At 70.0% G+C, this 24,022-nt stretch carries 21 protein-coding genes; 19 read left to right on the forward strand and 2 right to left on the reverse strand.

The genetic code is table 11. The features are described 5' to 3' along the window. Nucleotides 1-6: 6 nt before the first annotated feature. Nucleotides 7-447, forward strand: coding sequence for a helix-turn-helix transcriptional regulator (locus ACZ5QD_RS03525; protein ID WP_006896666.1), 441 nt, complete (start codon nucleotides 7-9; stop codon nucleotides 445-447). Here ACZ5QD_RS03525 and ACZ5QD_RS03530 read toward each other — a convergent pair. Further along, on the reverse strand, nucleotides 422-2,029 hold the full coding sequence (locus ACZ5QD_RS03530) for a DUF222 domain-containing protein (protein ID WP_045540631.1): 1,608 nt from the start codon (nucleotides 2,027-2,029) through the stop codon (nucleotides 422-424). The two genes, ACZ5QD_RS03525 and ACZ5QD_RS03530, sit on opposite strands and share 26 nt — an antisense overlap. Nucleotides 2,030-2,310: 281 nt before the next feature. On the opposite strand from ACZ5QD_RS03530, the gene ACZ5QD_RS03535 reads away from it, so the two are divergent. The 12 genes from ACZ5QD_RS03535 to ACZ5QD_RS03590 all read left to right on the forward strand — a co-directional run bounded on the left by ACZ5QD_RS03535 (nucleotide 2,311) and on the right by ACZ5QD_RS03590 (nucleotide 19,243). Next, nucleotides 2,311-2,718, forward strand: coding sequence for an OsmC family protein (locus tag ACZ5QD_RS03535; protein ID WP_006896668.1), 408 nt, complete (start codon nucleotides 2,311-2,313; stop codon nucleotides 2,716-2,718). Beyond that, on the forward strand, nucleotides 2,718-2,987 hold the full coding sequence (locus ACZ5QD_RS03540) for an acylphosphatase (RefSeq protein WP_006896669.1): 270 nt from the start codon (nucleotides 2,718-2,720) through the stop codon (nucleotides 2,985-2,987). Before ACZ5QD_RS03535 ends, ACZ5QD_RS03540 begins: the two co-directional genes overlap by 1 nt. 20 nt (nucleotides 2,988-3,007) lie before the next feature. Next, on the forward strand, nucleotides 3,008-6,646 hold the full coding sequence (smc, locus tag ACZ5QD_RS03545) for a chromosome segregation protein SMC (protein ID WP_412475657.1): 3,639 nt from the start codon (nucleotides 3,008-3,010) through the stop codon (nucleotides 6,644-6,646). 16 nt (nucleotides 6,647-6,662) lie between these two features. Beyond that, complete coding sequence (gene ftsY / locus ACZ5QD_RS03550) at nucleotides 6,663-8,060, forward strand: signal recognition particle-docking protein FtsY (protein ID WP_045539695.1); 1,398 nt, start codon at nucleotides 6,663-6,665, stop codon at nucleotides 8,058-8,060. Nucleotides 8,061-8,302: 242 nt separating this feature from the next. Further along, the gene (locus ACZ5QD_RS03555; protein WP_412475658.1) at nucleotides 8,303-8,929 is read left to right on the forward strand and encodes a TetR/AcrR family transcriptional regulator; all 627 of its coding nucleotides are present in this window, start codon (nucleotides 8,303-8,305) and stop codon (nucleotides 8,927-8,929) included. A 46-nt stretch (nucleotides 8,930-8,975) separates the two neighbouring features. Continuing rightward, entirely contained in the window at nucleotides 8,976-10,598 is a 1,623-nt protein-coding gene (locus tag ACZ5QD_RS03560) for an acyl-CoA dehydrogenase family protein (protein WP_412475659.1), read from the forward strand. An 86-nt stretch (nucleotides 10,599-10,684) separates the two neighbouring features. Then, entirely contained in the window at nucleotides 10,685-12,202 is a 1,518-nt protein-coding gene (locus ACZ5QD_RS03565; RefSeq protein ID WP_346075244.1) for a class I adenylate-forming enzyme family protein, read from the forward strand. Nucleotides 12,203-12,346: 144 nt separating this feature from the next. Next, on the forward strand, nucleotides 12,347-13,681 hold the full coding sequence (locus tag ACZ5QD_RS03570) for an ammonium transporter (RefSeq protein WP_278127100.1): 1,335 nt from the start codon (nucleotides 12,347-12,349) through the stop codon (nucleotides 13,679-13,681). 43 nt (nucleotides 13,682-13,724) lie between these two features. Beyond that, nucleotides 13,725-14,063 (forward strand): P-II family nitrogen regulator, encoded by a 339-nt coding sequence (locus ACZ5QD_RS03575; RefSeq protein WP_006896676.1) that lies wholly within the window; start codon nucleotides 13,725-13,727, stop codon nucleotides 14,061-14,063. Beyond that, nucleotides 14,038-16,455 (forward strand): [protein-PII] uridylyltransferase, encoded by a 2,418-nt coding sequence (locus ACZ5QD_RS03580; protein WP_062366784.1) that lies wholly within the window; start codon nucleotides 14,038-14,040, stop codon nucleotides 16,453-16,455. Before ACZ5QD_RS03575 ends, ACZ5QD_RS03580 begins: the two co-directional genes overlap by 26 nt. 66 nt (nucleotides 16,456-16,521) lie before the next feature. Continuing rightward, nucleotides 16,522-18,099: a signal recognition particle protein gene (gene ffh, locus ACZ5QD_RS03585; protein ID WP_006897915.1), complete on the forward strand. Its 1,578-nt coding sequence runs from the start codon at nucleotides 16,522-16,524 to the stop codon at nucleotides 18,097-18,099. A 70-nt stretch (nucleotides 18,100-18,169) separates the two neighbouring features. After that, entirely contained in the window at nucleotides 18,170-19,243 is a 1,074-nt protein-coding gene (locus tag ACZ5QD_RS03590; protein WP_464367116.1) for an amidohydrolase family protein, read from the forward strand. Nucleotides 19,244-19,265: 22 nt separating this feature from the next. Here the strand turns inward: ACZ5QD_RS03590 and ACZ5QD_RS03595 are convergent, their stop codons facing one another. Next, on the reverse strand, nucleotides 19,266-19,922 hold the full coding sequence (locus ACZ5QD_RS03595) for a hypothetical protein (protein ID WP_464367117.1): 657 nt from the start codon (nucleotides 19,920-19,922) through the stop codon (nucleotides 19,266-19,268). Nucleotides 19,923-20,203: 281 nt separating this feature from the next. On the opposite strand from ACZ5QD_RS03595, the gene rpsP reads away from it, so the two are divergent. The 6 genes from rpsP to rplS all read left to right on the forward strand — a co-directional run bounded on the left by rpsP (nucleotide 20,204) and on the right by rplS (nucleotide 23,972). Continuing rightward, nucleotides 20,204-20,668 (forward strand): 30S ribosomal protein S16, encoded by a 465-nt coding sequence (gene rpsP / locus ACZ5QD_RS03600; RefSeq protein ID WP_006897912.1) that lies wholly within the window; start codon nucleotides 20,204-20,206, stop codon nucleotides 20,666-20,668. After that, nucleotides 20,665-20,907 carry an RNA-binding protein gene (locus ACZ5QD_RS03605; protein ID WP_006897911.1) on the forward strand — a complete coding sequence of 81 codons (243 nt, stop codon included), beginning with the start codon at nucleotides 20,665-20,667 and terminating at the stop codon, nucleotides 20,905-20,907. Before rpsP ends, ACZ5QD_RS03605 begins: the two co-directional genes overlap by 4 nt. A 22-nt stretch (nucleotides 20,908-20,929) precedes the next feature. Next, the gene (rimM, locus tag ACZ5QD_RS03610) at nucleotides 20,930-21,457 is read left to right on the forward strand and encodes a ribosome maturation factor RimM (protein ID WP_006897909.1); all 528 of its coding nucleotides are present in this window, start codon (nucleotides 20,930-20,932) and stop codon (nucleotides 21,455-21,457) included. A gap of 1 nt (nucleotide 21,458) precedes the next feature. After that, complete coding sequence (trmD, locus tag ACZ5QD_RS03615; protein ID WP_062366788.1) at nucleotides 21,459-22,139, forward strand: tRNA (guanosine(37)-N1)-methyltransferase TrmD; 681 nt, start codon at nucleotides 21,459-21,461, stop codon at nucleotides 22,137-22,139. Nucleotides 22,140-22,210: 71 nt separating this feature from the next. Then, entirely contained in the window at nucleotides 22,211-23,452 is a 1,242-nt protein-coding gene (locus tag ACZ5QD_RS03620) for a hypothetical protein (protein WP_464367118.1), read from the forward strand. 178 nt (nucleotides 23,453-23,630) lie between these two features. Continuing rightward, on the forward strand, nucleotides 23,631-23,972 hold the full coding sequence (rplS, locus tag ACZ5QD_RS03625; RefSeq protein WP_006897906.1) for a 50S ribosomal protein L19: 342 nt from the start codon (nucleotides 23,631-23,633) through the stop codon (nucleotides 23,970-23,972). Nucleotides 23,973-24,022 lie beyond the last annotated feature (50 nt).

The following is a 24,022-nucleotide window of genomic DNA, read 5'->3' on the forward strand; positions in this document are numbered from 1 at the left end:
GACCTCATGCAACTGTTGCTGACCGAGGTGCTGCGTCTGCATCTGGACACGGCTCCCGCGGCCGGTCACGGCTGGTTGACCGCCCTCCGCGACCCGGTTCTCGGCCCGGCACTCGAACAACTGCATTCGGCGCCGGATCGCAAATGGACCGTCGCCGAACTCGCCTCAGCGGCGGCCGTCTCACGATCAGTGATCGACGAGCGATTCCGAACCGTCCTCGGGCGATCGTCCATCCGGTACCTGCACGACTGGCGCATGCACATCGCGCAGAATCTGCTCGCGTCGACGAGTCTGCCCATCGGCTCGGTGGCCAGACGGGTGGGGTACGATTCGGAGGAAGCGTTCAGTCGTGCGTTCAAACGCGCCTTCGGTGAGGCCCCGAGTCTGTGGCGATCGACCGGCTCCGCCGATGCCGCTGGACTCAGAACGGCGGCTCGCCGTCGGTGACCGTCGCGATTTCCCGCTGTCGGCGGTTGGCGGCGCGCCTCTGGGTGCGGTAGCGGTGCTTGGCCTGAGTGCGGGTCAGTCGCCGTTCCGGTTCATTCTCGGCGTGTCGGTTCTCCGGGCGCGTCGCGGGCGAGTCCGACATGCCGAACGACACGCCGTGCCGGCACTGAATGTGCCCGAGCTCGGGCAGCAGCCACAGGTTCATCGCCTGTCGGCGGACGGTCATCCCGTCCGGCGTGGTGACTTCGGTCCAGATGACGCCGTTGGCGTCGACGATCTGATCATCGACCCACCCTTCGGCGTGGGTTTTCACGCCATGATGGAAACGGCACTTCGGATTCAGATTGCACACGCACGTCGGCCCGCCGTTGCCCGGATCGCGGTGGTCGAATTCGACGACGTGATCGAGGTCGGACTTCCACGCCGGGCGGTCGCAGCCGGCGACGGTGCAGGTGCCGAACAGGGCGCGGACGGCTGTGTCGACCGCCGCCGAGGGGCGGTACCGACCGGCGTGTCGCATGCAGTCGGCGATCACCGTGTCCAGATCCAACTCGCGAATCACCGCGTCGGGACGACGCACCAACTCCCGGGCGTGGCGGGCGGAGATCGGACCGACGCCATCCTCGTACGCCGGTAGCTGCGACACGCCGTCGAGCGCCTCCTTGCGCACCACGACGTGAACCATCACCTGGGCGCGCCGCGCGTCGATCTGCGCGGGCGCCAACTCCGAGACGCAGTCGTCCCGCTCGCACAGGCAGGTGAACTGGCTCTGCTGCAGCAGTGCGGTAGCGGCGTCGGACCGGCGGGCCTGCTTGGTTCGCGGGTCGAACGGGCACACGCCGTCGGCGAGCGCGTTGATCGCCCCGAGGGAGATCGCCGCGTCCTCGGTGGAGCCGACGATCACCATCTCCGACACGCCGTCGGCGACCGGCGTCACCGACACCTTCTTGCTCGACGCGACCTGCTCACGAGTCAGGGTCGCGGCGTCCGGGTCGTGCTCGGCCACGATCGCGGCGACGGTCGACTCCACCCGGTTCGCCGACAGTCCACCCATTCCGGCCAGACGATGTGCGATCTCCGCATCAATGAAGGCGAGCAGGTCGCCGTCGTCGACCAACGCGGTCTGCTCCACGGCTCGAACGAACCACCCCGGAGTGAGAACCCCGTAGCGCATCAGTCGGCCGATCGACGGAATCCGCTCGAAACACGCGATCGCCCGATCGACGAACAACTCACCCGCGTACTGCCGGACCCCGGCCGCTGTCGCATACGAGGCCGCCATCTGGCACTGCGGATCAAACAACCGCGTGTACGCATCGACCGACGCGTCGGCCTCTAATTCCGCTTGCTTCGCCCGATACAGCGAGTACACCGCCTGATAGCGATGCCACATCACCAACCCCTGATAGCAGTCAGCCCGCGCTGCGAAGGTCAACAACGCGGCACGATCAGCCCGCGACACCGCAGCCGCATCCGAACCGGACCCGTCGGTCGAACCTGCCGGACATCCGATCCGGATCACGATCGACCCGTCGTCGACCACCACCGACGAGCCGGAATGCTCCCTCACCTGCATGTTCACGCCTCCCCTTCGAGTGCCTCGAACTTACATTCGATGATATCGGCAGGGTCTGACAAATCACTCGAACGGAACGAGGCGGATTCAGCGCACCGTTCTCGGCGACGCGCTCTCGTCGACGTCCTCAAGCCGATCCGCAGGGCGAGCCGGCCACCCGGTAGGTTGAACAGTCTTGGAACGCCGACGGCCGGGAAGGTCTGCGAGGCCGGCGGCGTTCGACCGGGGGAGGCGTGAACACCGAGACGTGAACACCTCCACGAACGGCAGATGAAAGGCACGACGACATGACTGAACTGTGGGTCCAGCGGACCGGAACCCGGAGGTACACCGGGCAGAGCTCGCGCGGGGCGCAGGTCCTCATCGGCTCGGAGGACGTCGAGGGCGTCTTCACCCCGGGTGAACTCATGAAGATCGCACTCGCCGCGTGCACGGGGATGTCGTCGGACCGGCCGCTCTCGCGCCGACTGGGCGACGACTACGACGCCACCGTGCGGGTCTCGGGCGACGCCGACCGGGAGAACGAGCAGTACCCGCAGCTGGACGAGGTCCTGGAAGTGGACCTCTCCGAACTCGACCCGGAGGCCGCCGAGCGCCTGCTCGTGGTCGTCGAGCGCGCCATCGACAAGGTCTGCACGGTCGGCCGCACCCTGAAGGCGGGAACTCAGGTCTCGCTCACCATGGAGACCGAGTGATGCAGCGCCTCACCGCGTGGGTGCACGGGCGAGTCCAAGGCGTCGGATTCCGCTGGTGGACCCGGTCGCGAGCGCTGGAACTCGGTCTGGTGGGATACGCCTCGAACCAGCCCGACGGTCGGGTGCTCGTGGTCGCCGAAGGTCCGCATGAATCGCTGACGGCACTGCTGGCCGCGCTGCGCTCGTCCGACACCCCCGGCCGAGTCGATCTGGTGGTGGAGTCCTTCGAGGCGGCACGCGGTGGTTTGACGGGCTTCGTCGAGCGCTGATCCGGGTAGGCTGTCAGGTCGTGCACTTGAAGAGCCTCACCCTGAAAGGGTTCAAATCGTTCGCGTCGTCGACGACGCTGCGGTTCGAGCCCGGCATCACGTGTGTGGTGGGGCCCAACGGGTCGGGCAAGTCGAATGTCGTCGACGCCCTGACCTGGGTGATGGGGGAGCAGGGGGCCAAGGCCCTGCGCGGCGGAAAGATGGCCGACGTCATCTTCGCCGGGACCTCCGGTCGCGCCCCGCTGGGCCGCGCGGAAGTGACCCTGACCATCGACAACTCGGACGGCGCGCTGCCGATCGAGTACTCCGAGGTGTCGGTGACGCGGCGCATGTTCCGCGACGGCGCGGGCGAGTACGAGATCAACGGCAATTCGTGCCGCCTGATGGACGTTCAGGAACTGCTGTCCGATTCGGGCATCGGCCGCGAGATGCACGTCATCCTGGGGCAGGGCCGGCTGGCGGCGATCCTGGAGGCCCGGCCGGAGGAACGGCGCGCGTTCATCGAGGAGGCCGCCGGGGTCCTCAAGCATCGTCGCCGCAAGGAGAAGGCGGTCCGCAAACTCGACGCGATGGCCGCCAACCTGGACCGTCTCACCGATCTGACGACGGAACTCCGCCGCCAGCTCAAGCCGCTCGGCCGGCAGGCCGAGGTGGCGCGGCGCGCGGCGACCGTCCAGGCCGACCTGCGCGACGCCCGCTTGCGGCTGGCCGCCGACGACCTCGTGAAGCGACGCGAGGAGATGGCGCAGCACAGCGCCGTGGAGGCCGACGTCCGGCGACAGCAGGACGAGGTGGCGGCCGCGCTGGACGCCGCCACGGAGGCGCTGTCGGCAGCACAGGAGCATCTGGCGCAGGTGGCGCCCGCGGCGAGTGAGGCCGGACGCGTCTTCTACCAACTCGGCGCACTGTCGGAGCGGGTCGGCGGCACGTTGCGGCTCGCCGGTGAACGCGCGGCGAACCTGGCCTCGCCGAGCGTCGCCAACTCCGGTCCCGATCCCGAGGAACTGGAACGGCAGGCCGAACGCGCTGCGATGACCGAGGCCGAGCACACCGAGGCGGTCGAGGAGGCCGCCGAGCGGCTGGAGTACGCGACCGCCGCGCTGCAGGCCGCCGAGCAGGTGGCCAACGAGGCCGAGCGCGCGCACCTGGCCGCGGTGCAGGCCGTCGCCGACCGCCGCGAGGGTCTGGCGCGGTTGGAGGGCGAGGCCGCGAACCTGCGAACCAGGGTGGAGTCGGTGGACGCCGAGACCGCCCGGCTGACGGCGTCGATCGAGGCGGCCGCCGAGCGGGCCGACACCGCGCAGGCGGCCCTCGATCAGGAGGTGGCGCGGGTCAGGATCCTCGAGGACGCCGAACGCGGCCTCGATGAGCACCACGAACGATGTGCGGCGGCGCTGGCCGAGGCCACTGCGACCGTCGAACGGCTCCGCCAGAGTGAGCGCGAGACCGCCAGATCGATCGCGTCGCTCAGCGCGCGGATCGAAGCGCTCTCGGTCGGTCTGGAACGCGGTGACGGCGGGGCCTGGCTGATCGAACGCGGAACCGAGGGCGTCCTCGTGCCGCTGTCGGAGCTGCTGACGGTGAAGCCGGGCTACGAAGCCGCCATGGCGGGAGCGCTGGGGCCGGCCGCCGATGCGATCACGACGGTCGACGCGCTCGCCGCGGTGCGGGCCCTGCGCGAACTGCGCAGCGGCGACGGCGGGCGAGCGGCCCTCATCGTCGGGGGACTGCCCGGCGTCGACCCCGACCGTCGGCCGTCGCTGCCCGACGGTGCGGTGTGGGCCCGTGACCTGGTCACCGCACCCGACGAGGTGGCGGGCGCGCTCGACGTGCTGCTCGCCGAGACGATCGTCGTCGACGATCCCGAGACCGGGCTGGACCTGGCCCGTGAGCTCGGAGTGGTCGGCGTCACGCGCGACGGCGACCGCATCTCCTCGGCCAGCGTGGAGGGCGGATCCGCACGACGGCCGTCGACCATCGAGGTGCAGTCCGCGATCGATACCGCGACACACGACCTCGCGGCCGCCGAGGAGACGGCACTGCGTCTGGAATCGGAGCTGGCCGCGGCCATCGCCGAACAGGAACGGGCGCGTGAGGACGCCGAGGGGGCGCTCGCTGCCCTCCACGAGTCCGACGCGAACCTCGGGGCGGCCTACGAGTCGCTCGGGCGTCTCGGTTCGGACATCCGTGCTGCACGGGATGAGGCCGACCGGCTCGTGCGGCAACGCAACTTCGTCGAACAGGGCCGCGCGGAGAATCTCGAGAAGCTCACCGAGGTGGAGGAGCGCCTGGCCCGCGCCGTCGACGGTGCAGCCGAAGAGCCGGTCGCCGACGGCGACAGAGCGATGCGCGATGCCGCCGCGGCGGAAGTCGCGTCCGCTCGGTCCGCCGAGGTCGAGACGCGTCTGACACTGCGGACCGCCGAGGAACGCCTGGCGTCGGTGCGCGGCAAGGCCGAGAGTCTGCGTCGCGCGGCGGCCAACGAGCGGGCCAATCGGGAGCGCCAGCGGCGCCAGGACGCTCTCCGCAAGTACGCGGCCGGCGTGGCGAGTGCGGTGGCCGACACCGGAGAACGACTCGCGGACGCGGTGGCCGCGGCCGTGACCGACGCGGCGCAGGCTCGCGACGAACTCGAAGCCATCCGTTCCCAGCGCACGGCCGAGGTGGACGCCCTGCGGGCGCAGGTGGACCAGCTCAGCACGGTGATGAACAAACTGCGCGACGCCGTCCACCGCGACGAACTCGCCAGAGCGCAGGCCGCCTTGCGCATCGAACAGCTCGAGGAACAGGTGCTCGAACAGTTCGCGATCGCGCCGGACGACCTGGTGGCCGAGTACGGACCGGATGTCCCGATGCCGCCGTCGGATCTGGAGATGCGCGAGTACGAGGACGCCAAGGCTCGCGGCGAACAAGTGGTGGCCCCCGCGCCGATGCCCTTCGACCGCGCCACCCAGGAGATGCGTGCGCGCAAGGCGGAGAAGGACCTCAAGACACTCGGCCGCGTGAACCCGCTCGCCCTGGAGGAGTTCGCGGCCCTCGAGGAACGCTACAACTTCCTGTCGGCGCAGCTGGAGGACGTGAAGGCTGCGCGCAAAGACCTGATGGACGTCATCGACGACGTCGACGCCCGGATCCTCCAAGTCTTCACCGATGCGTACGCCGACGTGGAGCGAGAGTTCGTCCAGGTCTTCGCGACGCTGTTCCCCGGGGGCGAGGGCCGGCTGGTCCTGACCGATCCGGACGACATGCTCACCACCGGGGTGGACGTGGAGGCGCGGCCGCCGGGCAAGAAGGTGAAGCGACTGTCGTTGCTCTCCGGCGGCGAGAAGTCGTTGACCGCCGTCGCCATGCTCGTCGCGATCTTCCGGGCGCGGCCCTCGCCCTTCTACGTGATGGACGAGGTGGAGGCCGCCCTCGACGACGCGAATCTGCGCAGGCTCATCTCCCTGTTCGAACAGCTGCGGGAGAAGTCCCAGCTGATCGTCATCACCCACCAGAAACCGACCATGGAGATCGCGGACGCGCTCTACGGCGTGAGCATGCGGGGCGACGGGATCACCCAGGTGATCTCCCAACGACTGCGCGGGGTGGACGTGACCCCGGCCGCCGCCGCACCCGATCCTTCGACTTCACCAACCGACTCCGCTCCCACGAGCTGAAGGGACAACTTCTCCAGTGGACACCCAACTCATCGTCGGCATCGTCATCGCGATCGTCGTCATCCTCGCCCTGGTCGCCGGCGCCGGCTACGCGTTGAATCGCCGCCGCCGGATCTCGCTCCGGGACGAGCCCGCCGCCGGGACCGATCAGGTCACCGACGGATCGCAACGGCAAGTCGATCGTTCCGGGGGCTACAAGGCCGGTTCCGGATTCTCCTTCAGCCAGGGCGGGGCGGGATCGGCGACCCTCGACCGTCCGGAGCCGCCGACGCCGCCCACACCGGAGCCCGTCGCCGAGCCCGAGCCTGCCGCTCAGGTCGAGCCGGAGACCGACGAAACCACCGTCGTACAACCGCCGGCGGCCGAACCGGAACCGGTCGTCGAGCCCGAGCAGGTCGTCGAGCCCGAGCCGGTCGCAGAACCCGAGCCCGTGGCCGAACCCGCACCTGTCGCCGAACCGGCACCCGTCGACACCGCTCCAGCGCTCGACGAGATCGCGCCGACCGCGGGACGGCTTTCCCGCCTGCGCGGGCGCCTGTCGCGGTCGCAGGGTGCGATCGGCGCGAGCGTGCTCGGGCTGCTCGGCGCGGGCGATCTGGACGAGGACAGCTGGGAGGAGATCGAGGACACGCTGGTGATGGCCGATCTCGGCACCGCCGCCACGTCGACGGTCACCGAACGGCTCCGTGAGGAACTGGCGACGGGCAAGGTCCGCTCGGCCGAGGACGCGCGCGCCGCCCTCAAGCGGGTCCTCGTGGAGCAGTTGCATCCCGAACTCGATCGCTCCGTTCGGGCCCTTCCCCATGCGGACCGACCGGCGGTCGTGCTGGTGGCCGGGGTCAACGGCGTCGGCAAGACCACCACCACCGGCAAGCTCGCGCGCGTGCTGGTGGCCGACGGCCGCCGCGTGCTGCTGGGCGCCGCCGACACCTTCCGTGCCGCCGCGGCCGACCAACTGCAGACCTGGGGTGAGCGCGTCGGCGCAGGAATCGTCCGCGGCAAGGAGGGTGCCGACCCGGCCTCGGTCGCCTTCGACGCCGTCAGCACCGGAATCACCGAAGGCGTGGACGTGGTGCTGATCGACACCGCGGGCCGTCTGCACACCAAGGCGGGCCTGATGGACGAGCTCGGCAAGGTCAAGCGAGTGGTCGAGAAGAAGGCCGTGGTGGACGAGGTGCTGCTGGTCCTGGACGCCACGGTCGGCCAGAACGGTCTGATGCAGGCCAAGGTGTTCGCCGAAGTGGTCTCGCTGACCGGCGTGGTGCTCACCAAACTCGACGGCACCGCCAAGGGCGGCATCGTCTTCCGCATCCAGGAGGAGCTCGGCGTCCCCGTGAAGCTGGTCGGGCTCGGCGAAGGCGCCGACGACCTCGCTCCGTTCGAGCCGGAGGCATTCGTCGACGCGCTGCTGTAGCGCGCTGCTTTTTCGAACCGACGTCTGTACCGAACCGGCGTCTGTACCGAACCGGCGTCTGTACCGAACTGAGTCGCCAGGATCGTCCCTGTGACGGACGGTCGAGGACATATCGCCCTCGCCGGTCCGTCACAGGGACGATCTTGTTTTCCGACCCCCTTGTGACTTCGGTTGAATCGTGATTCAATTCTTCTAACCGTTGAATCGCGATTCAAAGTTTGCCCCCGGGCTGAGAGGTGACGATGGCGTACCGACCGACCGCGGCCACCCGACGGAGTGCGGAGGCCAAACGTGCCTCGATTCTCGCGACGGCGCGCCGGATCGTGGCCGACTCCGGTTTCTCCGGCGCTACCGTCGCGGCGATCGCCGAGGGGAGCGGAGTCAGCGTCGGATCGGTGTACTCGTACTTCGCCAACCGAGAGGCGCTCCTGGCCGAGGTCTTCCGGGACGCCGCCGGCTACGAGTTCGACCAGGTGCGTCGCGCGGTCGAGGCGGTCGGCGGCGATCCCGGCCGGGAGCTGGGCACGCTCATCGACGTCTTCGCCGACCGCGCTCTTCGCGGCCGCCGCCTGGCGTGGTCGCTGCTCTTCGAGCCGGTGATACCGACGGTGGAGGCCGAACGTCTGCATCTCCGGCAGTCGTACCGCGAGCTCGGCGAGCGGATCATCGCCGACGGCGTCGCCGCCGGAGTGTTCGTCGACCAGGACGCGCCGGTCGTGGCGTCGGCCGTGATGGGAGCGATCTCCGAAGCGCTCGTCGGAGCGCTCGACCCGGACACGGCACCGCTTCCGCACTCCGACCCGGCCGAGCTGGTGGCGACCATCCGCCGATTCTGCTTTCTGGCGCTGGGTGCCACCGCGCCGGTCTGAACCGAACCGACAGACCCCGATCGATCAACCGAAGGAGCCCGCCGCCATGCCCGCCACACACGAGGTCTTCAATCAGGCGCCCGCCCGCGTCGACGTCAACGAGTTCACCAGTCACACCGCGCTGGTGGAGGCGGTGAACGTCTACGGCGCCGGATGGGCCGCCGATGCGCTCACCGAGGCAGGCGCCCTGGTGGGCCGGGCCGATTTCCAGCGCGACGCCGAACTCGCCAACACGATCACCCCCGAACTGCACACCCACGATCGCTGGGGCAACCGGATCGACGACATCGAGTTCCACCCGGCCTATCACCGCATCATCGGCGACGCGATCGCCCACGGCGCCCACACCAGCTGCTGGTCGGAGCCGCGCGCGGGTGCCCACGTGGCGCGGGCCGCGATGTTCATGCAGTTCGGGCAGATCGAGCCGGGCCACGCCTGCCCGGTGAGCATGACGCATGCCGTCGTCCCGTCGCTGCGAGTGGACGAGAAGCTCGCCGAGCAGTGGCTTCCGCGTGTCTTCTCGCGCGAGTACCGGCACGACCTCGGTTCCGGACAGAAGACCTCGGCGATCTTCGGTATGGCGATGACCGAGAAGCAGGGCGGCTCCGACGTCCGCGCCAACACCACCCGCGCGGTGGAGCTGTCGGACGGCATGTACTCGATCACCGGCCACAAGTGGTTCTGCTCGGCACCGCAGTCGGACGCCTTCCTGGTGCTCGCCCAGACCGCTCCGGGCGTCACCTGCTTCGTGGTGCCGCGCGTGCTGCCCGACGGCACCCGCAACGTCTTCAACGTCCAGCGGCTCAAGAACAAGCTCGGCAACAAGTCGAACGCCTCGAGCGAGGTGGAGTTCGACGGCACCGTCGGCTGGCGCCTCGGCGACGAGGGCTCGGGCGTACGGACCATCATCGAGATGGTGAACCAGACCCGGCTCGACTGCGTGATCGGCAGCGCCGCGGGCATGCGCCAGTCGGTGGCCGAGGCGGCGTGGCATGTGCGCCACCGCTCGGCCTTCGGCGCGAGGCTCGTCGACCAGCCGGCGATGACGGCCGTCGTCGCCGACCTGCAGGTGGAGGCCGAGGCCGCGATCTGGACCGCGATGCGACTGGCTGCCGCCTATGACGACGACGCCGACGAGTCCGCGGCCTTCCGCAGGCTCGCGACCGCCGTCGGCAAGTACTGGGTCTGCAAGCGCGGCCCCAACCACGCCTACGAGGCGCTCGAATGTCTCGGCGGCAACGGCTACTGCGAGAACGGTTTCCCGCTCTCGCGCCGGTACCGGGAACAGCCGGTCATGGCGGTCTGGGAGGGGTCGGGCAATGTCATCGCACTCGACGTCCTGCGTGCCATGATGCGTGACCCGATGTCCGTGGAGGCGGTCGACAACGAGTTCGAGCGCGCACTCGGGGTGTACCGCGAGTACGACCTCCACGTCGAGAAGACCCGCAAACTCATCGCGCAGGCGTCCGCCGACCCCGCGGGCGCTCCCGCAGTGGCCCGCCGGCTCACCGAATCGATGGCGATCGCGCTGCAGGGCTCGATCCTCATCCGGCAGGCGCCCGAGTCGGTGACCGACGCATTCGTCGCCGGACGGATCGCCGATCCGGGTCACATGTACGGCGTCCTCGACTCGGCACTCGACCTCGCGGAAATCGTCGCCCGCGCCTGAATCCGGCGCGACCGGCCCACGGTCCACACCACCGCACCCTCCATCCCCGGCCTCCCGAGGCCGTCGTCTTTCGAAAGAGCGTCTCGATGCATCTGACCGCCACTCTGGAGCGCAGCGCGCGCCTGAATCCGACCAAAGCCGCCGTCGTCCACGGCGAGGAGGAGATCACGTACAGCGAGCTCCTCGACCGGGCGCGACGTGCGGCGTCGGTGCTCATCGGCGCCGGTGTCGGGCCGGGCGACCGGGTGGCGGTCATGACGTACAACACGCCGGGGTTCGTCGTGGCGGCGTTCGGCGCCTGGTTCGCGGGTGCCGCGCTGGTTCCGGTCAACCACAAGTTCGCCGCGCCGGAGGTGGCCTACGCGCTCGAGCACAGCGGCGCGGTCGTCGGCGTCGTCTCCGGATCCCTCGCCGAGACCGCGGTGGCCGGCGCGCCGGGGTTCCGGTGGTTCACCACCGAGAGCGCTCACGACGGCCTGCCCGACTTCGACGAGTCGGTCCGCGCCGCCGCTCCTGTCCCGGGCGCCGTCGACTCGGACCTCGACTCGGTGGCGCAGGTGCTCTACACGTCGGGGACCACCAGTTCGCCCAAAGGCTGCCTGCACACGCATCGCACCCTGTCCGGCCTGGCGCCGGCGCTCGCGGCCACCCTGGGGTTCACGCAGGACGAGCGGTTCCTGCTCGCGATGCCCATCTGGCACGCCGCGCCGCTCAACGACTGGCTGCTGACGATGATCGCCCTCGGTGCGACGACTGTTCTGATGCGTGAGTTCCATCCGGCCGAACTGCTGCCCGCCGTCGAGCGCTACCGGATCACCGCCTTCTTCGGCTCGCCGATCGCATACCTCCTGCCGGTGCAACTGGCCGACGCCGGCGCGCTCGACTTCGCCGACCACGACCTGTCGACCGTGTCGAAGTGGCTGTACGGCGGCGCGTCGCTCGGCGAGGCCACGGCCCGCAGGCTGGTGGCGGCCTACCGCAGCGACCGCTTCTTCCAGGTGTACGGCATGAGCGAGATGGGGCCGGCGGGCACGGCCCTGTATCCCCACGAGCAACTGGCGAAGGCCGGCTCGATCGGCCGAGGTCCGATGGTCGGCGTCGACCTGCGCTTGGTCGACGCCGACGGACGCGACGTCGGTCCCGGCGACACGGGCGAGATCTGGCTGCGCGGCGACACCCGGATGATCGGCTACCTGAACAACGAGACCGCCACAGCCGACTGCTTCGTCGGCGACTGGTTCCGCACCGGCGACGTCGCACGGATGGACCGGGACGGCTACCTCTACATCGTCGACAGACTGAAGGACGTGATCATCGTCGGGGGCGAGAACGTCCACTCGCAGGAGGTGGAGGAGGTGCTGCGCGCGCATCCCCGCCTGGCGGACGTCGCGGTGATCGGCCGTCCGCACCCCGAATGGGGCGAGACGGTCGTCGCGATGTGCGTCACCGTCGACGGGACCGAACTGACGCTCGACGAGGTGCGCGAGTTCCTCGCCGACAAGCTCGCTCGCTACAAACTGCCGCGCGAGGTGGTGACGGTCGAGACACTGCCGCGCAATCCCAGCGGAAAGATCCTCAAGCACGTACTGCGCGGACAAGTGTGACCCGGCCGCCGCGCAACACCCGCGAAACATTTCCGCGGATTCCTTGACGGCCCCGAAACTTCTGCGCGACGCGGCACGCAACACCAGCGTTGCACTCTTATCGCGAGACGTCGATCGGCGACGTCTCGCGAGGAGGTGCGAGGAGTGCAGACTGCATTGCCGGACAACGTGTTCGGAACCGTTGATGCGGGTAATACCGCTTGGGTGATCGTGAGCGCATCGCTCGTGCTGTTGATGACACCCGCGCTGGCGTTCTTCTACGGAGGGCTCTCGCGTGCCAAGTCCGTGCTGAACATGATGATGATGTCGTTCGCGGCGCTCGGCACGGTCACGGTGATCTACGTGCTGTGGGGATTCTCGATGTCCTTCGGGAACTCCTTGACCGGCACCGGCGACATCGGGGGACTGTTCGCCAATCCGTTCTCACTGTTCGGGTCGGACCAACTGATGCAGACCAGGTCGGTCGGCGATGCGACGCAGTTCGTGGTGTGGGGGAGCACCCAGATTCCGGCGACCGTCTTCATGGCGTTCCAACTGACCTTCGCCGTGATCACAGTCGCGCTCATCAGCGGTGCGATCGCCGAACGCGTCAAGTTCGCCACCTGGGTGGCGTTCACCGTGCTGTTCGCGACCATCGTCTACTTCCCGCTCGCCCACATGGTGTGGGGCGGCGGACTGATGTCGAACGCGAAGGACTCGATCGCCTCCTGGCTGTTCGGCGTCGCCGACGGAGTGGCGAAGGTCGCGCCCATCGACTTCGCCGGAGGCACCGTCGTCCACATCAACGCCGGCATGGCCGGCCTGGTGCTGGCGCTGGTGGTCGGCAAACGCCGCGGGTTCGGCCGCACCTCGTACCGTCCGCACAACATTCCCTTCGTGATGCTCGGCGCGGCCCTGCTGTGGTTCGGCTGGTTCGGCTTCAACGCCGGCTCCGAGCTCGCCGCCGACGCCACCGCCGGCCTCGTGTGGATCAACACCGCCGCGGCGACGGCCGCCGCGATGATCGGGTGGCTGGCCGTGGAATGGATCCGAGACCGCCACCCGACGAGCGTCGGTGCGGCCTCCGGCGTCGTCGCCGGACTGGTGGCAGTCACGCCCGCCTGCGGCGCCCTCACCCCGGTCGGCTCGTTGTTCCTCGGTGTGGTCGCCGGTGCGCTCGCGGCCGTCGCGATCGGGCTGAAGTACCGGCTCGGCTTCGACGACTCGCTGGACGTGGTGGGCGTGCACCTCGTCGCCGGTCTGTGGGGCACGATCGCGATCGGTCTCCTCTCCAAGGACTCGGGTCTGTTCTACGGCCATGACTACAAACAGCTGGTGGTGCAGGCGGCGATCGCCCTGTTCGCGCTCGTGTTCACCGGAATCCTGACCTTCGCGATCGCGATGGTGCTCAAGCCGCTCGGCTGGCGTGTGGACCGGGAGGCGGAGTTCACCGGCATCGACAGCGCCGAGCACGCCGAGAGTGCGTACGAGCCGGCATGAGTTCAGCAGACACTAGTCTCGATCGGGAGAGAAGGGTTTATCCATGAAACTGATCACCGCAATCGTCAAGCCGTTCACCCTCGAGGACGTCAAAGCCGGTCTGGAGCACATCGGGATCGTCGGGATGACCGTCAGCGAGGTACAGGGCTACGGGCGGCAGAAGGGGCACACCGAGGTGTACCGCGGCGCCGAGTACGCCGTCGACTTCGTCCCGAAGGTCCGGGTGGAGGTCGTCGTCGACGATGAGGCAGTGGACCAGGTGGCCGAGGTGATCGTCGAGTCGGCCCGCACCGGGAAGATCGGTGACGGGAAGGTCTGGGTGACACCGGTGGAGTCGATCATCCGGGTGCGGACCGGTGAACGCGGACCAGAGGCCATCTGAGGCCGGGCGGGCGCCGGGGTCCACCTCCGGCGCCACGCTCGGTGCGGCGAGATCGGTGCTGCTGCAGGACGATTCCCTGGTCGGAGCGCGTCAGCGCGAGGCGATCGGCGCACTGTTCGAGGACTGGCTCGTGGAGCGGGCACGGTCGCTCGGGATCGTCGAGCGCAGCGGATTCGCCGTTGTCGCGGTCGGCAGCCTGGGTCGCCGGGAGATGGTCGGCTACTCCGACCTCGACCTGATCCTGGTGCACGACGACCGGTACCCCGAACGACTCTCGGAGGTGGCGGACGGACTCTGGTACCCGCTGTGGGACGCGGGAATCTCCCTCGACCACAGTGTGCGATCGGTGCCGGAGGCCATGCGGGTGACGCGCGAGGACGCCACGGCCGCGCTCGGGCTCCTCGACTCCCGGTTCATCGCCGGCGACGAGGACCTCGCCCGGTTGATGACCGTCTCGGTGCGCAACCTCTGGCGGTCGGAGGCGCGGATGCGGTTGCCGCAGGTGATCGAAGCCGCGGAAGACCGCTGGCGGCGCACCGGCGACATCGCCCACCGCGCCGAGCCGGATCTGAAGAACGGCCGCGGGGGACTGCGCGACATCCAGTTGCTGAATGCGCTCGCGCTCGCGCAGTTGACCGACGGGCTCGCCCGTCTCGATCCCGGCACCGAGGGTTCGCCGCTGCCGCGTGCCTACGACTTCCTGCTCGCCGCGCGCGGCGAGGCGCATCGGATCGCCGGCCGGGCACGTGACCAGATCCGCGCCCAGGATGCCGACGACATCGCCGCGGCACTCGGTGTCGCCGATCGCTTCGAGCTCTCCCGGCGGATCAGCGATGCCGGACGGACCACCTCGTACGCTGTCGACGCCGGTTTGCGCACCGCCCAGAACGCCGTGAGCCGACGCGGGTTCTCTCGGTTGCGCCGCGCCGCGGCATTGCGGCGCCCGCTCGACGAAGGGGTGGTCGAACAGGGCGGCGAGGTGGTACTCGCACGCTCGGCCATTCCCAGCCAGGATCCGGGTCTGGTGCTGCGGGTGGCCGCCGCGGCCGCCCGGAACCGGCTGCCGATCAACGGCCCGGCGCTCGAGCGCCTGGCCACCTACGGTGCGCCGATGCCGGAGCCGTGGTCGTCGGAGGCCCTCGCCGATCTGCTGGTGCTGCTGGCGTCGGGGCACGACATGGCCGGCCCGATCGAGGCCCTCGACCGGGCCGGACTGTGGGGCGCACTGTTCCCCGAATGGGATCGGGTCCGCGACCTGCCGCCCCGCGACGGCATTCACACCTGGACCGTCGACCGGCATCTCATCGAGACGGTCGCCGCGGCGGCGGAACTGACCACCAGCGTCTCGCGTCCCGATCTGCTGCTGCTCGGCGCGTTGCTGCACGACATCGGCAAGGGGCGCGGCGGCGACCACTGCGCCGTCGGCGCCGAACTCGCCGAACACATCGGGCGGCGTCTGGGCCTGTGGGAGCCGGATCGGCGCCTGCTCGCCGAACTCGTCCGCCACCATCTGCTGCTCCACCGGGTGGTGACGCGTCGCGACCCGGCCGATCCGGAGGTCGTGGCGCACGTGGCCGACGTGCTCGGCGGGAGCGCGGTCCTGGCCGAACTCCTGGGAGCCCTCTCGGACGCCGACTCCCGCGCCACCGGCCCGGGGGTGTGGGGGGAGTGGAAGGCCACCCTGATCTCCGGGTTGGTCGAACGCGTCGTCGCGCACATCGGCGGAGCGCCGGTGCCCGCACCCGACCCGATCCCGCCGGACCTGCGTGAGCTGGCCGACCGCGGCGGTCTCCACGTGAGCCTGCGTCCCGGGGACGGTCCGAACATGACGATCGTCACCATGATCGCGCCCGACCGGCCGGGACTGCTGTCGAAGATGGCCGGTGTGCTCGCACTGTCGGGCCTGCACGCGCACTCGGCGACGGTCGCCGGTCATGCCGGGCACGCCGTCGACTCGTTCGTGGTGATGCCGACCTTCGGCGGTCCGCCCGATGCGCCGCTGCTGCGGCAACGTCTGGCCGCGGTGCTCGACGGCGATCGGGACCCGGTGGCCGAGCTGGCGGCGCGGGCGGCAGCCCGCCTGCCCGAGGCGGGGGTCTCCGGCCGACCCGCGGTCCCGGTGAGCCGCACCGCGGCGCCGCCGCGGGCACGCTGGCTCGCGGGCCCGCACGGGCGTCCGCTGCTGGAACTGCGCGCGGCCGACGACGAAGGCCTTCTCGCGCGCGTCGCCGCCGAGCTGGAGAAGGCGCGTGCCGACGTCGCCTGGGCGAAGGTCTCCACCCTGGGTGCGACGGCCGTCGACACCTTCTGCCTCAGCCTCCCGGACGACGGACCGGCGGCGCGCCACGCGGTGGCGGCGGCGGTCCTGGCGGTCTGCGCGCCCACGCGGTGAGGCCCGGCCCGGAGCCGATCACGATCCGCGCGACATCGCCGTGCCCGGACGTGGAAGGATGGAGGAATGTTCGAATCCCTCTCTGACCGGTTGACCGGTGCTCTGAAGGACCTGCGCGGCAAGGGACGGCTGACCGACGCGGACATCGACGCGACCGCGCGCGAGATCCGCCTCGCACTGCTCGAGGCCGACGTCTCGCTGCCCGTGGTCCGCGCCTTCATCAGCCGCATCAAGGAACGCGCGAAGGGCGCCGAGGTCTCCGGCGCCCTGAATCCGGCTCAACAGATCGTCAAGATCGTCAACGAGGAACTGGTCGGCATCCTGGGCGGCGAGACGCGGCGCATCCGCCTCGCAAAGAACCCGCCGACGGTCATCATGCTCGCCGGTCTGCAGGGCGCCGGTAAGACGACCCTCGCGGGCAAGCTGTCGGCGTGGCTGGTCAAGCAGGGTCACACGCCGCTGCTCGTGGCCTGTGACCTACAGCGCCCCGGCGCCGTGCAGCAGCTCCAGATCGTCGGTGAGCGGGCCGGAGTGCCGGTCTTCGCGCCGCATCCGGGCACCTCGGTCGGCGGCGAGGGCGAACTCGGCGTCGACGGCTCGGCCGATCCGGTCGCCGTCGCACGGGCCGGCGTGCAGGAGGCCCGCGACAAGCAGCACGATGTGGTCATCATCGACACCGCGGGCCGTCTGGGCATCGACGCGGAACTGATGCGGCAGGCCTCCGACATCCGGGACGCGACCGACCCGGACGAGGTGCTGTTCGTCCTCGACGCCATGATCGGCCAGGACGCGGTCACCACCGCCCAGGCCTTCGCCGACGGCGTCGACTTCACCGGCGTGGTCCTCACCAAGCTCGACGGCGACGCCCGGGGCGGCGCCGCGCTCTCGGTCCGCGAGATCACCGGACGGCCGATCATGTTCGCCTCGACCGGTGAGAAACTCGACGACTTCGACGTCTTCCATCCGGACCGCATGGCCAGCCGCATCCTGGGGATGGGCGACGTCCTCTCGCTCATCGAGCAGGCCGAGCAGCACTTCGACCAGGCCGAGGCGGAGAAGACCGCTGCCAAGATCAGCCAGGGCGAGCTGACGCTGGAGGACTTCCTGCAGCAGATGCTGATGATCCGCAAGATGGGACCGATCGGGAACCTGTTGGGCATGCTTCCCGGCGCAGGCGACATGAAGGACGCGCTCTCGCAGGTCGACGACAAGCAGCTCGACAAGATCCAGGCGATCATCCGGGGCATGACGCCCGCCGAGCGCGACAACCCGAAGATCATCAACGCCTCCCGACGGATCCGCATAGCGAACGGCTCCGGCGTCACGGTGACCGACGTGAACCAGCTCGTCGACCGGTTCTTCGCCGCACGCAAGATGATGTCGCAGATGTCGGGCCGGATGGGCATGGGCGGCGGCCGCAAGAACGCGCGCAAGGGCAAGAAGGGCAAGAAGGGGAAGGGCAAGGGTCGCGGACCCACGCCGCCCAAGGCGATGCGCGGCGGATTCCCGGGCATGCCCGGCATGCCGCCGGGCATGGGACTGCCGCCCGGTCTGGATCTGAGCAACATGCCTCCCGGCCTCGACGAACTGCCGCCCGGTCTGGAGGGCATCGACCTCAACGACCTGAAGTTCCCCAAGAAGTAGGTTTCCCGAGAAGTCAGCGGTCGCCGGCCGTCGCCGAATCGCGAACGGCTCGGCCGCGAAAGGCCCTGTGATGACTCAAGCGCTCGAATTCACCGGTACCGATCCGTTCACCGGCGAGGCCCTGACCTGCTGGGTCGTCGACGGAGCCGTCTCGACCGAGCCGGTCGCCGGCGCTGAGAAGGCCGGGGGCGGATGGATCGTCCCGGGTCTGGTGGACGCGCACAACCACGTCGGCATCGCACCCGGGCTCGGGGTCACCATCGACCGGGCGCGCGAGTACGCGAGGGCCGACGCCCGGGCCGGTGCGCTGCTGATCCGCGAGGTGGGATCGCCGCTCGACACCCATCCGCTCGACGCCGACCCGACCGGGCCCCGTTTCATCCGGTCGGGCAAGCACATCGCCCGGCCCAAGCGCTACCTGCGCGACTACGGTGTGGAACTCGAGAACCCGGACGATCTGGCGGACGAGGTGGCACGTCAGGCCCGCGACGGAGACGGATGGGTCAAGCTGGTCGGCGACTGGATCGACCGCGAGGTGGGCGATCTGGCTCCGCTGTGGACCCGCGATCAGCTCGACGCGGCCGTCGCCGCCGCGCACGAGAACGGTGCCCGGATCACCGCCCACGTCTTCGGAGCGGACGGGCTCGACGACATCATCGGGGCGGGGTTCGACTCGATCGAGCACGGCACCGGTCTGAGCGAGGACCTGATCGACGAGATGGTGCGCAAGGACATCGCGTTGGTGCCGACCCTGATTCAGCTGGAGAACTTCCCGGAGATCGCCGACGGTGCGGACCGATTCCCGAGGTACCAGGCCAACATGCGGGCGCTGTACGCCGGTCGAGGCGAGGTCTTCGCCCGGGCCCGCGAGGCGGGGGTGCGGATCTACGCGGGCACCGATGCGGGCGGGTTCATCGGGCACGGCCGGATCGTCGACGAGATCGAGGCCCTCGTCGGTGTCGGTTTCAGCCCGCTCGACGCGCTGGCCGCGGCCTCGACCGCCCCGCGCGAGTGGCTGGGAGCGTCCGGGCTCGAGCACGGTGCACGCGCCGACTTCATGGTCCTCGACGCCGATCCGGCTGCCGACCTGACGACGTTGCGGCGACCGCTCCACGTGGTCTGCGGCGGCGAGAAGATCGCATAGCCCACGGCGTGAGCCGCGCCGGTCAGCCGAGGATCTGCAGCACGCCGATCACGATCAGCAGCACCGTGACGAACCAGCCCGCATAGCGGGTCACCACTTCGCGGTTGCGCCGGCCGTAGGCGAACACCCGACCGATCCACCAGTGTGGGCGGGCACGCACCACCACCAGCGCCAGGCCGGCGAGCAGGGGCAGGCTCAGGGCCACCGTGGCGTACAGGACCACACCGAGATACCGCTCGGTGAGCGGGATGTCGGTCGCCGACAGGACCGCCAGGCCCGCGTAGAACGGCACGGACGTGGCCGACTGGACCACGCCGAGCACGAATCCGACCAGCAGGGTCAGAGGGGACGGCGCCCGCAGCGGCGTGAGGATCTTGTCGACGAGGTCCGACGAGTCACCGCCGCGCCAGGTGAGGAATGCGGTGAGCAGACCGGTCAGGATCAGCAGGATCCCGAACAGCGGCGAGGAGATCACGGCGTCGACCACCGATTGGAGGCCGTCGAACACCAGCATCACGGCGATCGCCAGAACGAGAACCCCGAGCCAGTCGCCGATCAGCACCAGCGGCGCGATCCGCCGGTACTGGCCGGGGCCCAGTATGAGCGCCAGCGTGACGAGAACCCCGATCAGGAGCACGTTCACCGAGTCGACGAATGCGAGCGACAGGGCGTGCAGCATGGATTCTCAGGTCTCCGGGGCGTCGTGCGGCGGCCGGTGCGGCCGCCGATGTCCGATGTCACGCTACCGGCTGCACGCGCCGGGACCGATTTCCGGTGGTCGGGACCCAGTGAGCCGGCGCTCCGGTTTGGGTGGCGGCTCGTACCTCTGGCAGAATGAGTCGCTGGTTCGCCGGAGCCGGCCACGGCCGACCGGCGGTCACCCCGATAGAGAACGCAAAACCGGGCTCGTCGCCGATCGGCGGGCCGCTGAATTGCGCTGTGACACAAGGAGACGCCCACATGGCTGTCAAGATCAAGCTCACCCGGCTCGGCAAGATCCGCAACCCGCAGTACCGCATCGTCGTCGCCGACGCCCGCACTCGCCGCGACGGCCGCGTCATCGAGACCATCGGCAAGTACCACCCGAAGGAAGAGCCGTCGCTGATCGAGGTCGACTCGGAGCGCGCTCAGTACTGGCTGGGCGTCGGCGCGCAGCCGACCGAGCCGGTCGCCGCCATCCTGAAGATCACCGGTGACTGGCAGAAGTTCAAGGGCCTGCCGGGCGCCGAGGGCACCCTGAAGGTCGCCGAGCCGAAGACCTCCAAGCAGGATCTGTTCAACGCCGCCCTCGCCGCTGCCGAGAACGAGCCGGCCGCCGCCGCGACCACCGCCAAGAAGAAGGCGAAGAAGGCTGACGAGAAGGCCGACGACGCCGCTGCCGAGGCTCCCGCCGAGGAGGCCGGTGACGCCAAGGCGGACGCGTGAGCGCCGTCGTCGCGGACGCCGTCGAACACCTCGTTCGCGGCATCGTCGCCAACCCGGACGACGTCCGGGTCGACCTCATCACCGGCCGTCGCGGCCGGATGGTCGAGGTTCATGTCAACCCCGACGATCTCGGCAAGGTGATCGGCCGCAACGGCCGCACCGCCACCGCGCTGCGCACCCTGGTCTCCGGCATCGGCGGCCGCGGTGTGCGCGTGGACATCGTCGACACCGATCGCTGATCGAAAGCAGGACTCGGATCTGATGGATCTGGTGATCGGTCGTGTCGTCAAGACGCACGGAGTCCGCGGTGAAGTCGTCGTCGACATCCGCACGGACGATCCCGCCGGACGTTTCGCGGTCGGCACGCGCCTGCGCGGCCGTGCCCCGCGGACTGCCGGCGGCGGGGAGACCGAGTACGAAGTGACAGCCGCCCGGATGCATGCCGGGCGGCTGTTGCTGTCGCTTGCCGGCGTAGGCGGTCGCGACGAGGCGGACCGGCTGCGCGGCACCCTGTTCGTCATCGACGCCGCCGACGTCGACTCCGGCGACGACCCGGACGAGTTCTACGACCACGAGCTCGAGGGACTGCCCGTCGCGACGGTCGGCGGTGAGAGCGTCGGCACGGTCAGAGAGGTGCTGCACCTGCCCGGTGGCGAACTGCTGTCGGTGACCACCGGTGACGGTCGCGAGGTGCTAGTGCCGTTCGTGCGCGAGATCGTCCCCACCGTGACCCGCGAGGGCATCGAGATCGATCCGCCCGACGGCCTGATCGACCCAGTCGAGGACTGACATGCGCATCGATGTCGTGACGATCTTCCCGGAGTACCTCGAACCGATGCGGGCGGCACTCCTCGGAAAGGCGATCGACGCCGGACTGATCGAGGTCGGCGTCCACGATCTGCGGCAGTGGACGTACGACGTCCACCACAGCGTCGACGACGCGCCCTACGGCGGCGGTCCAGGGATGGTGATGAAGCCACAGGTGTGGGGCGAGGCGCTCGACGCCGTCTGCCCGGACGACGCGCTGCTGGTGGTGCCGACGCCGGCGGGCGTGCCCTTCACACAGGCCACGGCCCAGCGCTGGAGTTCCGAGCGGCATCTGGTCTTCGCGTGCGGCCGTTACGAGGGGATCGATCAGCGGGTCTTCGACGACGCCGCCCGCCGGGTGCGTGTGGAGGAGGTCTCGCTCGGCGACTTCGTGCTGATCGGCGGCGAGGTGGCGGTCCTCGCCATGGTCGAGGCCACCACCCGTCTGATGCCGGGTGTGCTCGGCAATCCGCAGTCGCACCAGGAGGATTCGTTCTCCGACGGGTTGCTCGAAGGTCCGAGTTACACCCGTCCCAGGGTGTGGCGCGGACTGGAGGTGCCCGCGGTGCTCCTGTCCGGAGACCACGGCCGAGTCGCGCAGTGGCGGCACGAGCAGTCGCGCGAACGCACGCGTGAGCGGCGCCCGGACCTGCTGGAGGACTGATCCGGGCGGGCGGACGCCGTGTGCTGCGGCGTGTCGCGGAACCGGTGCGGCCGCCGCTGCGTCCAACGAGTATGAGCACCACGTGGACGGTGGCCGCCGAGGAACTCCTCGCCCGGCTCGATTCGATGGATCCCGGCGCAGCCGCGGCCGACGCCGCGGAGATCGCCCGCATCGTCGACGCCGCGCGGGCGATCGGGGAGCGGATGGCCGCCGTGTTCGGCACCGGTTCGCTCGTCGGTGCGGCCGCGGACGGCGGGGCGCGGGCCGGTGTCGATCTCGCGGAGCGGATCACTTCCACCTCGGATCGTCTCGCGAGCGGCCGTAGCTCGCTGGCCTCCGCCTCGGGCGTGCTGGCCGGAGCGGTGGCGTATCGGCCCAGGATCGTCGCACTGAGCGTCGTCGGCACCACCCAGCCCGCAGTGCTGTCGGCGCTGCTCGGCGTCGGCACCGAACTGGCCGGGGTGTACAACGCTCCGATGGACTCCTCGGCCCGCGGCCTCCTCTCCGGCGGTCCGGACGCGTCGCCTGCCTCGCACGGAGCACCCGCGGCCGCCGACACGGCCGACCGAGCGGCAGTTCCGGCAGTGGCCGGACCGATGGCCGTGGACGTCCCGTCCGGCGACGGACCGCCGGTCGGGGACGGTCCGGTCGCCGCCGCACCCGATCAGGGCGCCGGCGCCGCGCCCGCGGCCGGCCCTCCGCGACCCGGTGTCGCCGCGGATGCGGGCCCGAAGCAGTCGTCGGCGGGTCCCGGACCCTCACCGGGAGCGGCTCCGGCCGCTGCGAGAGGCCCGACCGGCCCCGCCGCGGGCGACGACGGTACCGGCCCGCCGGGCAGAACGGCCCGCCCTGGCCCGTCTCGTCACACGTCTTCGGCTCGGTCGGCGGAGCTCTCAGCCGCGCCTGGCGTCCTCGGCGCCGTCCCGCCGCCGGTGCGGGCCGCCCCGTCGGTGCCGGCCGCGCCGAGGTCGGTCGTGTCTGAGACGACCGCGCAGACGACCTCGTCCGCGTCGCGAGCGGCGTCGGTGCCGGCAGGGCGCACGGCGACGGCAGGCAATGCCTCCGCCTCCCGGCCGGGCGGCGGGCCGTACGGAGCCGCACCGTCGGCGCGACGCTCCGAGGACGAGGACGGCCACAGGCCCGCCGACTATCTGCGCTCGGCGACGGAGGGAATCCTCGTGCTGGGCCCGCAGCCGCTCGTCGCGCCGGCGGTCATCGGCGATCTCGAGGAAGGCGTCCCCGAGGCCGGGCCCGGCACCGACGTGCAACCGCCCGGCGACGATGACGACCAGGAACTCGACCTGACGCTGTGATCGCGGATTTCCCTCATGCCGGGTGGAGGTGGCACAATGTTTCAGGTTGCCTGCCGGAGACCTCGCGTCGACCGCTGCAGCGCACGGACCCCATGCCACGGGCATGAACCGGTCGAACCCCGCCGAATTCGCGTCGGGGCCGCCAGGTTCCTCTGTCCCCGCCCAGATTGGACGAGAAATGAACACCCTGGACCTCATCGACAAGCAGTCCCTTCGCGACGACATCCCCGAGTTCGGCCCCGGCGACACCCTCGACGTGCACGTCAAGGTCATCGAGGGCTCGAAGGAGCGCGTGCAGGTCTTCAAGGGCGTCGTGATCCGCCGCCAGGGCGGCGGCATCCGCGAGACCTTCACGGTCCGCAAGGTCTCGTTCGGTGTCGGTGTGGAGCGCACCTTCCCCGTGCACAGCCCGAACATCGCCAAGATCGACGTCCTGACCCGCGGTGACGTCCGTCGCGCGAAGCTGTACTACCTGCGCGATCTGCGCGGCAAGGCTGCGAAGATCAAGGAGAAGCGCTGAGCTTCTGCTCGCCCCGGCGAGAAACGAACATCCAGACCCCGTCCCGCACG

The organism is Gordonia sp. J1A (assembly GCF_055393515.1).

Coding starts and splice junctions, on each gene's coding strand:
- ACZ5QD_RS03595 (WP_464367117.1), bottom strand. CDS start 19,922: ATGCTGCACGCCCTGTCGCTCGCATTCGTCGACTCGGTGAACGTGCTC.
- ACZ5QD_RS03560 (WP_412475659.1), top strand. CDS start 8,976: ATGCCCGCCACACACGAGGTCTTCAATCAGGCGCCCGCCCGCGTCGAC.
- ACZ5QD_RS03535 (WP_006896668.1), top strand. CDS start 2,311: ATGACTGAACTGTGGGTCCAGCGGACCGGAACCCGGAGGTACACCGGG.
- rpsP (WP_006897912.1), top strand. CDS start 20,204: ATGGCTGTCAAGATCAAGCTCACCCGGCTCGGCAAGATCCGCAACCCG.
- ACZ5QD_RS03565 (WP_346075244.1), top strand. CDS start 10,685: ATGCATCTGACCGCCACTCTGGAGCGCAGCGCGCGCCTGAATCCGACC.
- trmD (WP_062366788.1), top strand. CDS start 21,459: ATGCGCATCGATGTCGTGACGATCTTCCCGGAGTACCTCGAACCGATG.
- ACZ5QD_RS03525 (WP_006896666.1), top strand. CDS start 7: ATGCAACTGTTGCTGACCGAGGTGCTGCGTCTGCATCTGGACACGGCT.
- ACZ5QD_RS03575 (WP_006896676.1), top strand. CDS start 13,725: ATGAAACTGATCACCGCAATCGTCAAGCCGTTCACCCTCGAGGACGTC.
- ACZ5QD_RS03555 (WP_412475658.1), top strand. CDS start 8,303: ATGGCGTACCGACCGACCGCGGCCACCCGACGGAGTGCGGAGGCCAAA.
- rplS (WP_006897906.1), top strand. CDS start 23,631: ATGAACACCCTGGACCTCATCGACAAGCAGTCCCTTCGCGACGACATC.
- ffh (WP_006897915.1), top strand. CDS start 16,522: ATGTTCGAATCCCTCTCTGACCGGTTGACCGGTGCTCTGAAGGACCTG.
- rimM (WP_006897909.1), top strand. CDS start 20,930: ATGGATCTGGTGATCGGTCGTGTCGTCAAGACGCACGGAGTCCGCGGT.
- ACZ5QD_RS03620 (WP_464367118.1), top strand. CDS start 22,211: ATGAGCACCACGTGGACGGTGGCCGCCGAGGAACTCCTCGCCCGGCTC.
- ACZ5QD_RS03540 (WP_006896669.1), top strand. CDS start 2,718: ATGCAGCGCCTCACCGCGTGGGTGCACGGGCGAGTCCAAGGCGTCGGA.
- ACZ5QD_RS03590 (WP_464367116.1), top strand. CDS start 18,170: ATGACTCAAGCGCTCGAATTCACCGGTACCGATCCGTTCACCGGCGAG.